At 66.0% G+C, this 14,073-nt stretch carries 15 protein-coding genes; 10 read left to right on the forward strand and 5 right to left on the reverse strand.

Annotated elements, in window-relative coordinates; translation table 11 throughout:
- Positions 1–33 precede the first annotated feature (33 nt).
- Both AC0Z35_RS24760 and hpaR read left to right on the forward strand, forming a co-directional pair.
- Entirely contained in the window at positions 34–663 is a 630-nt protein-coding gene (locus tag AC0Z35_RS24760; protein WP_319305386.1) for a hypothetical protein, read from the forward strand.
- 142 nt (positions 664–805) lie between these two features.
- Positions 806–1,276: a homoprotocatechuate degradation operon regulator HpaR gene (gene hpaR / locus AC0Z35_RS24765; protein WP_104144408.1), complete on the forward strand. Its 471-nt coding sequence runs from the start codon at positions 806–808 to the stop codon at positions 1,274–1,276.
- A 27-nt stretch (positions 1,277–1,303) separates the two neighbouring features.
- Here the strand turns inward: hpaR and hpaD are convergent, their stop codons facing one another.
- Positions 1,304–2,155 (reverse strand): 3,4-dihydroxyphenylacetate 2,3-dioxygenase, encoded by an 852-nt coding sequence (gene hpaD, locus AC0Z35_RS24770; protein ID WP_046804726.1) that lies wholly within the window; start codon positions 2,153–2,155, stop codon positions 1,304–1,306.
- Positions 2,156–2,177: 22 nt separating this feature from the next.
- Positions 2,178–3,644, reverse strand: coding sequence for a 5-carboxymethyl-2-hydroxymuconate semialdehyde dehydrogenase (gene hpaE / locus AC0Z35_RS24775; RefSeq protein ID WP_485132761.1), 1,467 nt, complete (start codon positions 3,642–3,644; stop codon positions 2,178–2,180).
- 186 nt (positions 3,645–3,830) lie between these two features.
- Here hpaE and AC0Z35_RS24780 point away from each other — a divergent pair, with 186 nt between their 5' ends.
- The 4 genes from AC0Z35_RS24780 to hpaI are packed head-to-tail and all read left to right on the forward strand — an operon-like array spanning position 3,831 to position 7,281.
- Positions 3,831–4,877, forward strand: a complete 1,047-nt coding sequence (locus tag AC0Z35_RS24780; protein ID WP_485132760.1) for a fumarylacetoacetate hydrolase family protein — start codon at positions 3,831–3,833, stop codon at positions 4,875–4,877.
- A gap of 10 nt (positions 4,878–4,887) precedes the next feature.
- Entirely contained in the window at positions 4,888–5,643 is a 756-nt protein-coding gene (locus tag AC0Z35_RS24785; protein WP_104144404.1) for a fumarylacetoacetate hydrolase family protein, read from the forward strand.
- 18 nt (positions 5,644–5,661) lie between these two features.
- Entirely contained in the window at positions 5,662–6,465 is an 804-nt protein-coding gene (hpaH, locus tag AC0Z35_RS24790; protein WP_046804730.1) for a 2-oxo-hept-4-ene-1,7-dioate hydratase, read from the forward strand.
- Positions 6,466–6,480: 15 nt separating this feature from the next.
- Complete coding sequence (gene hpaI / locus AC0Z35_RS24795) at positions 6,481–7,281, forward strand: 4-hydroxy-2-oxoheptanedioate aldolase (protein ID WP_046804731.1); 801 nt, start codon at positions 6,481–6,483, stop codon at positions 7,279–7,281.
- A 78-nt stretch (positions 7,282–7,359) separates the two neighbouring features.
- On the opposite strand, the gene AC0Z35_RS24800 is transcribed toward hpaI, so the two are convergent.
- Complete coding sequence (locus tag AC0Z35_RS24800) at positions 7,360–8,079, reverse strand: SDR family oxidoreductase (RefSeq protein ID WP_046804732.1); 720 nt, start codon at positions 8,077–8,079, stop codon at positions 7,360–7,362.
- A 161-nt stretch (positions 8,080–8,240) separates the two neighbouring features.
- A complete protein-coding gene (alr, locus tag AC0Z35_RS24805) occupies positions 8,241–9,368 on the reverse strand; it encodes an alanine racemase (RefSeq protein ID WP_046804733.1) in 1,128 nt (375 codons plus the stop codon).
- A gap of 151 nt (positions 9,369–9,519) precedes the next feature.
- On the opposite strand from alr, the gene hpnC reads away from it, so the two are divergent.
- The 3 genes from hpnC to hpnE are packed head-to-tail and all read left to right on the forward strand — an operon-like array spanning position 9,520 to position 12,549.
- Complete coding sequence (gene hpnC, locus AC0Z35_RS24810; RefSeq protein WP_046804734.1) at positions 9,520–10,350, forward strand: squalene synthase HpnC; 831 nt, start codon at positions 9,520–9,522, stop codon at positions 10,348–10,350.
- Positions 10,351–10,366: 16 nt separating this feature from the next.
- Positions 10,367–11,230 carry a presqualene diphosphate synthase HpnD gene (hpnD, locus tag AC0Z35_RS24815; protein ID WP_046804735.1) on the forward strand — a complete coding sequence of 288 codons (864 nt, stop codon included), beginning with the start codon at positions 10,367–10,369 and terminating at the stop codon, positions 11,228–11,230.
- Positions 11,227–12,549 carry a hydroxysqualene dehydroxylase HpnE gene (hpnE, locus tag AC0Z35_RS24820; protein ID WP_485132759.1) on the forward strand — a complete coding sequence of 441 codons (1,323 nt, stop codon included), beginning with the start codon at positions 11,227–11,229 and terminating at the stop codon, positions 12,547–12,549. The genes hpnD and hpnE overlap by 4 nt, the downstream gene beginning before the upstream one ends.
- Positions 12,550–12,753: 204 nt before the next feature.
- Here the strand turns inward: hpnE and crcB are convergent, their stop codons facing one another.
- Complete coding sequence (gene crcB, locus AC0Z35_RS24825) at positions 12,754–13,146, reverse strand: fluoride efflux transporter CrcB (RefSeq protein WP_485132758.1); 393 nt, start codon at positions 13,144–13,146, stop codon at positions 12,754–12,756.
- 269 nt (positions 13,147–13,415) lie between these two features.
- Here crcB and AC0Z35_RS24830 point away from each other — a divergent pair, with 269 nt between their 5' ends.
- A complete protein-coding gene (locus AC0Z35_RS24830) occupies positions 13,416–14,042 on the forward strand; it encodes a PepSY-associated TM helix domain-containing protein (protein ID WP_046804738.1) in 627 nt (208 codons plus the stop codon).
- Positions 14,043–14,073: the final 31 nt, after the last annotated feature.

Here is a 14,073-nt window from a genome sequence, read left to right on the forward strand (position 1 = left end):
TTGCCACCAGACGCCGTCGCGAGGAGTACGCGCATGAGCATTACCTATCGGCCCCCCTTCGACGAAGACGACGAACGGGATCTGCGCGCCCTGTACCGCAAGCCCGGCCCCGGCAGCAGTCCCGAACTGGACGCGGCGGTACGTCGTGCCTGGCACCCCGGCCACAGCTGGCACCCCGGCTGGGCAGCCGCCGCCTGCGCCGCCATGGTCGCCGGCTTGTTCGCCTGGACGGACATGCGCGAAGCCGCGGACATGCACGAGCAGAATTCGCCGCTGACCGCCTCCCATGACAGCAGCACCGACCGCAACCCCGCCCCCATTGCATTGACGGAAGCACTGGTGGGCAAGTCGGCCACTGTGGCCCAACGCGTCTCTGCCCCCCAAAACGAACCTGCCGCTGTCCCGCCGCTACCGGCAGCGACCGCCGAACCGCAACCGCAAGCCGCCCCCGCGGGCGTTGCACAGGAAGGCGACGCCACCGCCACCGAGGTCGTGGCGTTCAGCGAAGCCGATATCGAAGCCCGCGTGGCGCACATCCGGCAGTTGGTGCAAGACGACCAGCAAGCCGATGCCGTGCAGGCCTTGCACGAACTGCAACAAGGCGCGCCCGACCTGACCTTGCCCGACGACTTGCAGGAATTGGCGCAGCAGAATCCCGCCTGACGGCAGGGCATAGCGACGCCGCACTGCTTGCCCGCACCGCCGCCCGCCGCGCCCATCAGGCGCCGCCGGCGGCGGTGTTGCGCGCATGACGCATCAAAATTTGTGGTCAAAAAATGGGCGGCTTCTTGCTAACATAGCCGCCATGAGTCCCAGCTTCCACCACCGCAATCTTCCCCACCTGCTGCTATACGCGCGCGAAACCCTGATGGCGCATTTCCGCCCCGTGCTGCACGCGGCCGGCGTCACCGAACAACAATGGCGGGTGTTGCGCACCCTTAGCGAAACGGGCGCGATGGAGCCCAACCAGATTGCGCGCAGTTGCCAGATCCTCAGCCCCAGCCTGACCCGGATGCTGGCCGGCATGGAAGAACAGGGCCTGATCAAGCGCGCCCGCTCCAGCGCGGACCAGCGTCGCCAGGAAATATCCCTGACGCCCAAAAGCCACAAGCTGATCGACCGCATGCGCCCGCAGGTGGACGCGAAGTATCAGGAAATCGAGGCCAAGATCGGCAAGGAATTGCTCGACCGCCTGTATCAGGACGTGGACACAATGGTCGAGCTGATACGCCGTGACCCGCCCCCGGCCGACGCCAAGGAAACGGCCGACGCGTAGCAGCATCGGCCCGCCACCTGCCGGAACTTAGTCCGGCACCGGAAAGATCGCGTTGATCTGCCCCGTGCCCGAACTGGTGAAGTAGTCAGTGACGATTTCCACCGGCCTGTCGTAGCCGTCCCACCCCAGCAGGCCCAGCAGCATGGCGGTGTCGTGCATGCCGCCCTCGCCCACGCACAAATCGGCGTATTCGGGCAGCATGGCGCAAAACGTCTTCCAGTCGCCCTGGCGCCATAGATCGACGACGCGCAAGTCCACCTGCTTGAAAAATTCGCGGCTGATCTGGTGCATCGCGGCTTCGGGGCTGTTGTTGTCGTTAAAGCGATGCGACAACGACCCGCTGGCCAACACGGCAACGCGGCTGTCGCTGGCCTGGATGGCTTGGCCCAACGCCGCGCCGAAGCGCCGGCTTTCGTCCAGGCCGTGCCAGGCGCACCATGCCGCTACCGACACCACCTTGAAGCGGCCATCGGCGTTCATGTAGCGCATGGGCACCAGCGTGCCGTATTCCAGTTCCAGGCTGTCGATTTCGTGGCTGCGCGTGCCCACGCCCGCCGCGTTGGCGCTTTCGGCGATGCGGCGACCCAGGTCGGGGTTGCCGTCGTACGCGTAGTGCATGTCCTTGATGAAATGCGGCAGTTCGTTGCTGGTGTAGCAGCCCTTGAAGGCGCGGTTGGCGTTGACGTGATACCCCGCGTTCACCAGCCAATGCACGTCCAGCACCACGATCGTGTCCACGTCCAGCTCGCGGCAGCGTTGGCCGATGATGCGGTGGCCCTCGATGGCGGCTTCGCGGCAACCGTGATGCTTGCCGGGAAGCTCCGACAAGTACATCGACGGCACGTGGGTCACCTTGGCGGCCAGTGCAAGCTTACCCATGATGGTTGTCTCCTTGTTGCATTCACACGCCCCATCTGGGGATGTGGTGGCTGCCCATCGACACGCACACGTTCTTGATTTCGGCGAACACCTCGTAGCTGTATTCCCCGCCTTCGCGTCCCGTGCCGGATTCCTTGGTGCCGCCGAACGGCTGGCGCAGATCGCGTACGTTTTGGCTGTTGATGAACACCATGCCTGCTTCGATGCCGCGCGCCAAGCGGTGCGCGCGGCCGATGTCGCTCGTCCAGATGTACGAGGCCAGGCCGTATTTGACATCGTTGGCCAGCGCCAGCCCGTGGGCTTCGTCCTTGAACGGGATCAGGCAGGCGACCGGCCCGAAAATTTCTTCCTGCGCGCAACGCATGCGGTTGTCCACGTCGGCCAGCACCGTGGGCCGCACGAAATTGCCGCGCGCCAGATGGGCGGGCAACCCTTCCGGCTTGCCCGCGCCGCCCGCCAGGATACGCGCCCCTTCCTGTTCGGCCAGCTGAATGTAGCCGGTAACCTTTTCCCAATGCTGACGCGTGATCATCGCGCCCACGTGGGTGGCCTCATCAGCAGGGTCGCCGACCACCAGGCGCTGGGCGCGCGCGGCGAACTTTCGCACGAAATCGTCGTAGATGGATTGCTGCACGAAGATGCGCGAACCCGCGGTGCAGCGTTCGCCGTTCAGCGAAAAAATCGTGAAGAGCGCCGCGTCCAGCGCGCGGTCGACATCAGCGTCGTCAAAAATCAGCACGGGCGATTTGCCGCCCAGCTCCATCGAATATTTCTTGATGCCGCCCGCGTTGGCCATGATTTTCTTGCCGGTGACCGTGCCGCCGGTGAACGAGATGGCGCGCACGCCCGGGTGCCGCACCAGCGCATCGCCCGCGTCCGCGCCATAGCCCTGCACCACGTTCAGCACGCCGGCGGGAATGCCGGCTTCAAGCGCCAGCCGGCCCAATTGGTCGGCGGTCAGCGGGGACAATTCAGACATCTTCAACACGGCGGTATTGCCCAGCGCCAGGCACGGCGCCGTCTTCCACGTGGCCGTCATGAAAGGCACGTTCCACGGTGACACCAGCGCGCACACGCCCACCGGCTGATACAGCGTGTAGTTCAGCATTTGATCGTCCACCGGATAGGTGTGGCCGTTCATGCGGGTGCAGACTTCGGCAAAGAAATTGAAGTTCTCGGACGCGCGCGGAATCAGCTGTTTGCGCGTTTGCGAAATGGGCAGGCCCGTGTCCTGCGTTTCCAGTTCGGCCAGGTGCGGTACGTTGGCGTCGATAAGTTCGCCCAGGCGGCGCATCAACCGCGCGCGCTCCTTGGCGGGCGTGCTGGCCCACTTGGGAAACGCGTCCGCCGCCGCCGCCACGGCCGCGTCGATTTCTTTCTGCCCGCCCGCCGCCACTTCGGCAATGGCCTCGCCCGTGGCGGGGTTGTAGGTGACGAAGCGGTCAGCGCTATCGACCTGCTGGCCGTTGATCCAATGCTTGATGCTCACGTGCGGCTCCTCGTTCTTATCGCGGCGCAATGCGTCGCCCCATTTAATTAACACGTTAACTTTATGCTGCCGGGATGGCGCTGTCAACGGCGGGATTCCCGGGTCGCATCGCGCGTCTGGCGCATTGCCGTCGATCCGCTTTCCCGCTATTCTAATTAACATGCTAACTATTTTGGCGGAGACACCATGCCCCATATCTGGATCGAGTATTCAGGCAACCTTGCCCTGGATACCCGTGCGCTGATGCGCGCGGTGCAAGGCGCCGCCGTCGGCGACGGCAGCTTGTTTCCGCTGGCAGGCGCCCGCACCCGGGCACTGCGTGTGGACGACTGCCTGATCGTGGACGGCCACCCCGACAACGCGTTCGTGCACGTGGTGCTGCGCATCGGCCACGGCCGCACCGACGCGCAAAAGGCCGCGTTGGGCGAGCGGGTGTTCCTGGCGCTGAACACCGCGCTGGCGCCGCACCTGGCGATGCGGCCCTTGGGCATTTCGATGCAGATCGAAGAAGCGGACCCGGTGCTGAACTACAAGCACAACAACTACCGCCACTATCTTGCGCAGCGCGCCGAAGCGGCCAGCGCGGCCTTGGCGCAGCCGCCGCGCACCGTGGTCGGCGTGGCGCTCAACACGCGCCAGTCGCTTGACGCATTGGGCGACGCCGTCAACGCGCCGCCCTACAAGGCCGCCCCGCGCGCACCCGTGCTGTACATCAAGCCCGCCAACACCTATGCGCTCGACGGCGACACCATCACGCTGCCCGCCGATGTGCAAGAGGTGCAGGTAGGCGCCTGCCTGGGCGTGGTGTTCGCGCGCCGCGCCAGCCGTGTCAGCCAGGCGGATGCGCTGGACTACGTGGCGGGCTATCGCGTGGTGGCGGACCTTTGCGTGCCGCACGACAGCTATTTCCGGCCCGCCCTCAAACAACAGTGCCGCGATGGGTTCTGCCCCATCGGCGACACGCTGGCGCCGGTATCGCCGGCAATCAATCCGGATGCGTTGGACATCGAAGTGCTGGTGGACGGCGTCGTCAGGCAGCGCGCCAGCACGGCCGACCTGTTCCGCCCCGTTGCGCGGCTGATCGCCGATGTGACCGAATTCATGAGCTTTGACGCCGGCGACATCCTGCTGGTGGGTACGCCGCACGATACGCCACGCGTGCGCGCGGGGCAACGCTATGACATCCGCATCGCGCAGGTCGGCACGCTGGGCAACACGTTGGCCGCAACCTGAGGACATCACCATGAAACACGCACGCATCGCTTACGAAGGCGTCATCCACTCCGTCACCGAAGCCGACGGCGCGCCGGGCAGCGTACGGCTGCCGGACGGGCGCGTCCTGGCCGAAGACGCGGTGACATGGTTGCCGCCCATCGAACCGCGCACCACCTTCACACTGGCCATCAATTACGCGGATCACGCCAAGGAACTGGCGTTCAAGGCGCCCGACGAGCCGCTGGGTTTTCTGAAAGCCGCCAACACGTTCGTGGGCCATCGCGCGCACACGCTGCGCCCGGCCGACGTGGCCTTCATGCACTACGAGTGCGAGCTGGCCGTGGTCATCGGCAAGACGGCGCGCAACGTCACGCGCGGGCAGGCGTACGACTATGTCGCGGGCTACACGGTGGCCAACGACTATGCGCTGCGCGACTACCTTGAAAATTGGTATCGCCCCAACCTGCGCGTGAAAAACCGCGATACCTGCACGCCGCTGGGCCCCTGGCTGGTGGACCGCGACGATGTGCCCGACCCCATGAACCTGACGCTGCGCACCACGGTCAACGGCGTTCAGACCCAGCTTGGCAACACGCGCGACATGGTGTTCGACGTGCCCGCGCTGATTGAATATTTCAGCAGTTTCATGACCTTGTCCCCCGGCGACCTGATCCTGACCGGCACGCCGGACGGCATCGTCAACGTCATGCCCGGCGACGTGGTCGTGACGGAAATCGAAGGCGTCGGAAGGCTGGTCAACACGCTGGCGCCCTTCCCGTCTTAACCCTAATCCGGACCTTCCATGCTAGACACCCAAACCGTACGCAGCATCGCCGCGCGCCTGCATGAAGCAGAACGCACGCGGACGCAGATCCGCCAGATTTCGCTGGACCATCCCGACATCGATATCGCCGACGCCTACGCCGTCCAGCGCGCCTGGATGGACATCAAGCTGGCCGAAGGCCGCACCCGGCGCGGTCACAAGATCGGTCTCACGTCCCGCGCGATGCAGCAGTCATCGCAGATCGACGAGCCCGATTTCGGCATGCTGCTGGACGACATGTTCTTCGAGGACGGCGGCACCATTCCCGCCGGCCGCTTCATCCTGCCGCGTCTGGAAGTCGAGCTGGCCTTCGTGCTGGGCAAGCGGCTGCAAGGCCCGCGCGTGACGCTGTTCCAGGTGTATGACGCGGTGGACTACGTGATCCCCGCGCTGGAGATCATCGACGCGCGCTCGCACGGCATCGACCCCGATACCAAGCGGCCGCGCAAGGTATTCGACACCATCGCCGACAATGCGGCGAACGCAGGCGTGGTGATGGGCGGGCGGCCTATAAAGATGGGCGATTTCGACCTGCGCTGGGTCGGCGCGATTTTGTCGCGCAACGCCGTGATCGAAGAAACCGGCGTTGCGGCGGGCGTCTTGAATCACCCGGCCAATGGCGTAGTATGGCTGGCTAACAAGCTGGCCGCCCACGACGTGGCGCTTGAAGCGGGCGAGATCATTCTGTCGGGTTCCTTCACCCGCCCCGTTGCCGCCCGGCCGGGCGACACCTTCCACGTCGATTACGGGGCGCTGGGTTCCGTCAACTGTCATTTCAACTAACACGGCACGCCGTCCATGGACATCCTGACCAATACCTTCAAGCAAGCCTTGCGCGACCGCCAACCCCAGATCGGCCTGTGGGCTGGCCTGGCCAGCGCCTACACATCTGAAATCATTGCGGGGGCCGGCTTCGACTGGCTGCTGATCGACGGCGAACATGCGCCGAACACCTTGCAGACCACCTTGTCGCAATTGCAATCCGTGGCCGCCTATCCGGTGGCGCCCGTGGTGCGCCCGGCGTGGAACGACCCGGTGCAGATCAAGCAGATCCTGGACACCGGCGCGCAGACCTTGCTGGTGCCGATGATCCAGTCCGCCGACGAAGCGCGCGCGGCCGTGGCGGCGGTGCGCTATCCGCCGGCCGGCATCCGGGGCGTGGGCAGCGCGCTGGCGCGATCGTCGCGCTGGAACCGCATCCCCAACTACCTGGAACGCGCCAACGATCAGATGTGCGTGCTGGTGCAGATTGAAACGCCGGCCGGCATCGACGCGCTGGACGACATCCTGGCGGTGGATGGCGTGGACGGGGCCTTCATCGGCCCGGCCGATTTGTCCGCGGGCATGGGCTTTTTGGGGCAGCCGGATCACCCCGAGGTGCTGGCAACCATCGACCAGGCCATTGCGCGCATCGTGCGGTCTGGCAAGGCCGCGGGCATCCTGCACAGCGGCGTGGCGCAGGCCAAGCACTACCTGTCGTTGGGCGCGACCTTCGTGGCAGTCGGCGTGGATGCCGTGTTGCTGGCGCGCGCGGCGGAAAACCTGGCCGGCGAATTCAAGGACGTGCGGCCGGTGGCGGCGGGCAAAGGCCCCTACTGAATCCGCGACGCATCAAACGGGCAGAAAAAAAGCGCACCGACTAATTCCGGTGCGCTTTTTGTTTGGGCCTGACCGTGATCAGGATCGGCCGGCCACGCTGCCGCCGCCGTCCACGCCCAGCACCTGGCCGGTAATGAACCCCGCGTCGTCCGACAGCAGGAAGGCAATGGCGGCCGCCACTTCGGCCGGCGTGCCCAGGCGCTTCATGGGCACGGAGGCCAGCGCGCGCTTTTCGCCATCGCTACCTGCCGGGCGGGTGGCGCGGAACATTTCCGTTTCAATCGGGCCGGGCGCGACCGCGTTGGCGGTCACGCCGTATTCGGCCAGTTCAAGGGCCCACGTGCGGGTGCAGCCCACCAGTGCGCTCTTGGCGGCCGAGTACGCCGTACGGTCCAACCCGCCATGGATGGCGCGGCTGACCACGTTGACGATGCGGCCGGCGCGGCGCACCTTCATGGATTCGATGAACGCCTGGGTGACCTGCACCGCCACGCGCACATTCAGGTCCAGCACGTTGTACAGCGTGGCCAGGTCGATTTCGCCCAGCGGCTGCGGCGACGCAATGCCCACGTTGTTGACCACGGCGTCCACGGGAAACTTCTCGCGGATTTCGCGCAGCACTTCCTCGGTGCGGCCGGCGTCAGCCAGGTCACAGGCATACAGATAGCCGGGAAAGTCCACGTCGGTGGTGTTGCGCGCAATGCCTACCACATGACAGCCCATGTCGGACAGACGCTGCGTCAGCGCCCAGCCTATGCCCTTGGTGGCGCCCGTAATGAGCACACATTTGTCCTTCATGGATTGAAACCTCGTCGTCAGATTGCTGGGTCAAAAACGGGCGCGTGGGCGCCCGGTGTTCCAAGTAGACACCATCCGGGGATGGCTGTCTTGTAAATTGCGTAGCAATTTCTGCCCACCGGACACCCGGCCAAAATCGGCCAGGTCGGGCGGCGATACGCTCAGGCGTCGCGGCTGACCGGCACGCGTGGCGCCAGGGCGCAGAGCAATTCGTAGCCGATGGTGCCGGCGGCCTGTGCCACTTCGTCCACCGAGGGGCCGTCTTCGCCCCACAACACGACGGGCGCGCCGACACCGGCGGCGGGAATCGGGTCCAGGTCGACGATCAGCATGTCCATCGACACGCGGCCGACCAATTGCGTACGGATGCCCGCCACGACCACGGGCGTGCCGGTGGTGGCGTGGCGCGGGTAGCCGTCGGCGTAGCCGCAGGCGACGATGCCGATCCGCATGGCGCGTTCGGCGCGGAAAATCGCACCGTAGCCCACGGAATCGCCCGCCTTCAGTTCCTGCACGGCGATGATTTCAGAGGCCAGCGTCATGGCCGGCTTCAGGCCGAAGGATGCGGCTTCGGCATCCGCGAACGGCGACGCGCCGTACAGGCAGATGCCCGGGCGCACCCAATGGGTCTGCGTGGGCGAGCTAACGGCGATGTCGGCAAAGCGCAGCGTGGCGGCCGAGTTGCAGACGCTGATGGTGCCGGGCATCTTATGCGTCACCGAATTAAACAGGGCCAGCTGCTCGCTCACGCCCTGGGGGCCGTCGGCGCAGGCAAAGTGCGTCATCTTGCCCACCGACCCCAGCGTGCCCTGCTGCTGTAGCAACATGGCGCGTTCATGGGCAGCGGGGTAGGAAGCCGGGCTGAAACCCAGGCGGTTCATGCCGCTGTTGAGCTTGAGCATGACATCCACGCGCCGGGTGAAACGGGCGCGCGACAGCATGTCCAGCTGCTCGCGATTGTGTACCGTGGTGCTCAGGTGATAGCGGTCGACCAGATCCAGGTCGGCGGGTTTGAAGAACCCTTCCAGCAGCAGGATCGGGCCGCCCCAACCGGCCTCGCGGCAGCGCACGGCCTCGTCCAGGTCCAGCATGGCCAGGCCCTGCGCCTTGGAAAACCCCGTCACTGCCTGCTCGATGCCATGGCCGTAGGCATTGGCCTTGATGACTGCCCAGATGGACGGCGGCAACCCGCCCGCGGCGGCGGCGGTCTGTTCAAGATGGTGGCGCACGGTGGCTAGATTGTGCGCAAGCGCGGAGACGGAGACGGTGGCGGATATGGGGCGCGGCATGGTGTGGGATCCTGTGGCGCTTAAGTCTAACTGATCGCCGCCCGAGAGGGAGGGCATCTGCAATGACATCTCTGATGGCATCGCGCCCCCAAAGGCGACTACTCTAAAATGGTGCGATCCCGTCCCGGGACCGCCCTCTGTACCGTTATCCATGTCCATCGATCACTACGAGAACTTTCCCGTCGCCTCGCTGCTGTTGCCGCGCAGGCTGCGCGGCGCCGTGACCGATATCTACCGGTTTGCCCGCGCCGCGGACGATATTGCCGATGAAGGCAGCGCGTCCGACGAAGAACGGCTGGCGCAACTGGCGGCTTTCCGCACCGAACTGCACCGCATCGGCGCCGAACCGGGCGTGACGCCCGCGCCGGGCTTGCCGCCGCTGGCCGACATCTTTACGCCGCTGGCCAAGACCATCGCGCGCCATCAACTGCCCATCACGCCGTTCTACGACCTGCTGTCCGCATTCGAGCAGGACATCACCGTCAAGCGCTACGAAGACTACGCCACGCTTGCCGACTACTGCACGCGCTCGGCCAACCCGGTGGGCCGCCTGATGCTGCATCTGTTCGACGCGTGCAGCCCCCAGGACGTGGCCGAAAGCGACGCCATCTGCACCGGCTTGCAGCTGGTGAACTTTTGGCAGGACGTGCGGGTCGATTGGCACAAGCAGCGCGTGTACCTGCCGCAAGAAGACCTGCGCCGCCACGGCATTACCGAAGAAGACCTGGCGGCGTGCCGGCTGACCCCGCAATGGCGCGAGCTGATGGCCTTCGAGGTCGAACGCACGCGTGCACTGCTACACTTCGGCGCTCCGCTGGCGCGCCGCCTGCCCGGCCGCATCGGCCTGGAGCTGCGCCTGGTGGTACAAGGCGGGCTGCGCGTGCTGGAGCGTATCGAGGCGAGCGGCTACGATGTATTCATGAACCGCCCCGAATTGGGCGCCAAAGACTGGGCCATCATGCTGTGGCGCTCTATCAAGTAACAGGCCCTGCCTATCTATGACCCCTGACGAATATTGCCAGGAGAAAGCCGCCAAAAGCGGTTCCAGCTTCTACTACTCATTCCTGTTCCTGCCGCCCGAACGCCGCCGCGCGATCACTGCGCTTTACGCCTACTGCCGCGAAGTGGACGACGTGGTCGACGAATGCACCGACCCGTCGCTGGCCCGCATCAAGCTGGCCTGGTGGCGCACGCAGGTCGACCAGATGTTCGACGGCAAGCCCGATCACCCCGTGACGCGCGCGCTGCAACCGCACCTGCAAACCTGTTCCATCACCCGCGAACGCTTGCTGGCCGTGGTGGACGGCATGGAAATGGACCTGGACCAGACGCGCTACCTGGACTGGCCCGGCCTGCGCAAATACTGCTGGCACGCGGCCGGCGTGGTGGGCGAATTGTCCGCCGGCGTGTTCGGCTATAGCGATCCCAAGACGCTGGTCTATGCCGAAAAGCTGGGCCTGGCGTTCCAGATGACGAACATCATCCGCGACGTCGGCGACGACGCGCGCCGGGGCCGCATCTACATCCCAGTCAACGACATGCAGCAATTCGAGGTCAAGGCCTCGGACATCCTGAATGGCGAATACTCCGAACGCTTCAGCGCGCTGATGAAGTTCCAGGCCGATCGCGCCCGCGAACTCTATCGCGAAGCCATGAGCAACCTGCCCGAGGTCGACCGCCGTTCGCAGCGGCCGGGCTTGATGATGGCGGCCATCTATTACGCGCTGCTTGATGAAATCGAGCGCGACAACTGGCAGGTGCTGCACCAGCGCATCTCGCTGACGCCACTGCGCAAGCTGTGGCTGGCCTGGAAAACGTGGGTGGGCGGCGGACGCGGACTGGTCCGCCGGCTGGCGCGGTGAAGGCGGCGGTAATCGGCGCGGGCTGGGCCGGCTTGGCGGCCAGCATCGCGCTGCGCGAAGCCGGCGCCAAGGTCACGGTGTTTGAAGCCGGCCACACGCCCGGCGGCCGCGCGCGCCGCGTCTTCCATGAATCGTTTGAAGCGCCGCTGGACAACGGCCAGCACGTTTTGTCGGGCGCCTACCGGCATACGCTGGCGCTGATGCGCCGCGTGGGCCGCAACCCCGATGCGCTGCTGATGCGCCGGCCGCTGCGGCTGGCCAGCCTGGACGGGCGCTTTCGCCTGTCCGCGCCCCGGCTGCCCGCGCCCCTGCACATGGCCGCCGCCTTGCTGTTTGCACGCGGCCTGAGCTGGGCCGACCGCTATGCGTCGCTGCGCCTGATGCGCGGTTTGAAAGCCATGTCCTGGTCACCGCCGCGCGACTGGACGGTGCTGCATCTGCTGCACTATCACGCGCAGTCCGATGCGCTGATCCGGCAGCTTTGGGAACCGCTGTGCCTGGCGGCGCTGAACACCCCATGCGCCACCGCCAGCGCCACGCTGTTTGCGCGCGTGTTGCGCGACAGCCTGGCTGGCACGCGCGAAGACAGCGATCTGCTGCTGCCGTGCACCGACCTGTCGGCGCTGTGGCCCGACGCCGCGGCGCGCCAGGTCACCATGCGCTACGGCAACACGGTGCGCCAGCTGCATCCGTCGGACGACGGCATTGTGGTCAACCAGGAACGCTTTGACGCCGCCGTGCTGGCCGTGCCCCCGACGTACGCGGCTCGCTTGCTGGACGCGCCCTTGCGCCAAGCCGGCGCGACCGGCCTGCTGGAAGCGCTGAAGGCCTTTGACTACCTGCCCATCGCCACCCTGAACGTGCGGCTGGCCGAACCCTGGCGGCTGCCCGAACCCATGATGATGCTGCGCGAGGAAGCCGCGCGCGGGCATGTGGGGCAATGGGTTTTTGACCGTGCGCAATTGGCGGGTGACGCCAAGGCGGGCGAATTTGCCGTGGTGGCCAGCGCCGCCACCAGCATCGCCGAACGCAACCGGCGCCAGGTGATCGAAGCGCTGATCGACCAGGTGGCCGAACAGGCGGCGCGCCATCCCGCGCGTTTGCCCGCCATGCCGGAAGTGACGGCGGCCGAACTGCTCATTGAAAAGCGCGCCACTTTCGCGGCGGTGCCGGGCGTGACGCGCCCGCTGAACACCACCCCATGGCGCACGCTGGCCCTGGCGGGCGACTGGACCGATACCGGTTACCCCGGCGTGCTGGAAGGCGCGGTGCGCAGCGGCCTGCAAGCCGCTCGCGTGTTGAACCCCCGCGCCGATTAACGCGTGAACGCGGCGGGCGCAAGCCCGCCGCCCGCGCGTAGCGGCAGGGCTTGGCCGTAGCACTTGGCCGTAGCGCTTGACCGTAGCGCTTGGCCGTAGCACCTAACCCCAGCGTTTTGCCGCGGCAGTTAAACGTGGCGCCTGACGCCTACCGCCTTACGCCTAACGCCTGACGCCTTGCGCCTCGCGCATCGCGCCTTGCCCCTAGCGCAGCCAGTGCACCGTGGCGATGCCCGCCGCCGTCAGCGCCAAGGACCCCGCCAGACTCACCCCCGCATAGCCCAGGGCCGTACCATAAGCGCCGCGTTCAAGCATCGATACGGTTTCCGACGAGAAGGTGGAAAACGTCGTCAAGCCTCCCATGAACCCGGTGATGGCGCCCAGCCGGATCCACGTCGGCCATTCGGGGTGCCCGGCCACCAGCGCCAGCGCCACGCCCACGAAATAACCGCCCGCCAGATTCACCGTGAACGTGCCCCAGGGCCACGACTCGACGTTCAGCCACAGGCTGACCAGCCAACGCGTCCAGGCACCCAGCACGGCGCCCAGGCCCACGGCCAGGAAATTCAACGGGATCAGGGTTTGATAGGCAGACATAAGTCGGGGCGCCTGACATCGGCCGGCGCGCAAGGCAAAAGACCAGCAGCAGCATAACGCGCCCAAGGCGCAGCCGCGCAACAACCGTCAACGCGCAGCGGCGTAGGGATCGTGAACGCGCCGGCGCGTGGGAACCGTCAACGCGCCACCCGCTTTGCCCCCGCGCCGCCTTCGAAATCGATTGAAATCAGCGTCCGTGAACCGCCCGGTCTTTTATACGAGTAATTCTCATTAAATGTTAGAATCCGCCGCTTCAAACCGAATCCCGCATGGACAGTCAACCCACTCCACGGCGCCGGGCCTACTGGCTCAAGACGCTGCATCAATGGCATTGGATCAGCTCGGCGCTATGCCTGCTGGGCATGCTGCTGTTTGCCGTCACCGGCCTCACGCTGAACAACGCGTCGCACATCGAATCCCGTGCGGTGGTAACGAGCCGGCAAGCGCAATTGCCCGGCCCCGTCCTTAAGCAACTGACCGCGCCGTCCGGCCAGAAAAAGGCGCCGTTGCCGGCCCCTGTCGCACGGTGGCTGGACGATACGCTGGATGCCGGGGCCGCGGGCAAGGCCGCCGAATGGTCCGCCGACGAGGTCTACCTGTCATTGCCCCGCGCGGGCGGCGACGCCTGGCTGTCCATCGACCGCGCCAGCGGCGATGTCGAATACGAGCGCACCGATCGCGGATGGGTGTCTTACCTGAACGATTTGCACAAGGGCCGCAACACCGGCCTGGCCTGGAGCTGGTTCCTGGACATCTTCGCCGTTGCCTGTCTGGTCTTTTCGCTGACCGGGCTGGTGCTGCTGAAGATGCACGCCGGCAACCGCAGCGCCACCTGGCCCATGGTGGGGCTGGGCGTCGTGATTCCCGTCGTCCTGGCGCTGCTCTTCATCCACTGATGCTCGTCCCCTGATTCCTTCGATCCGCCCC

The organism is Achromobacter sp. 1L-A-4-B-C2 (assembly GCF_057291955.1).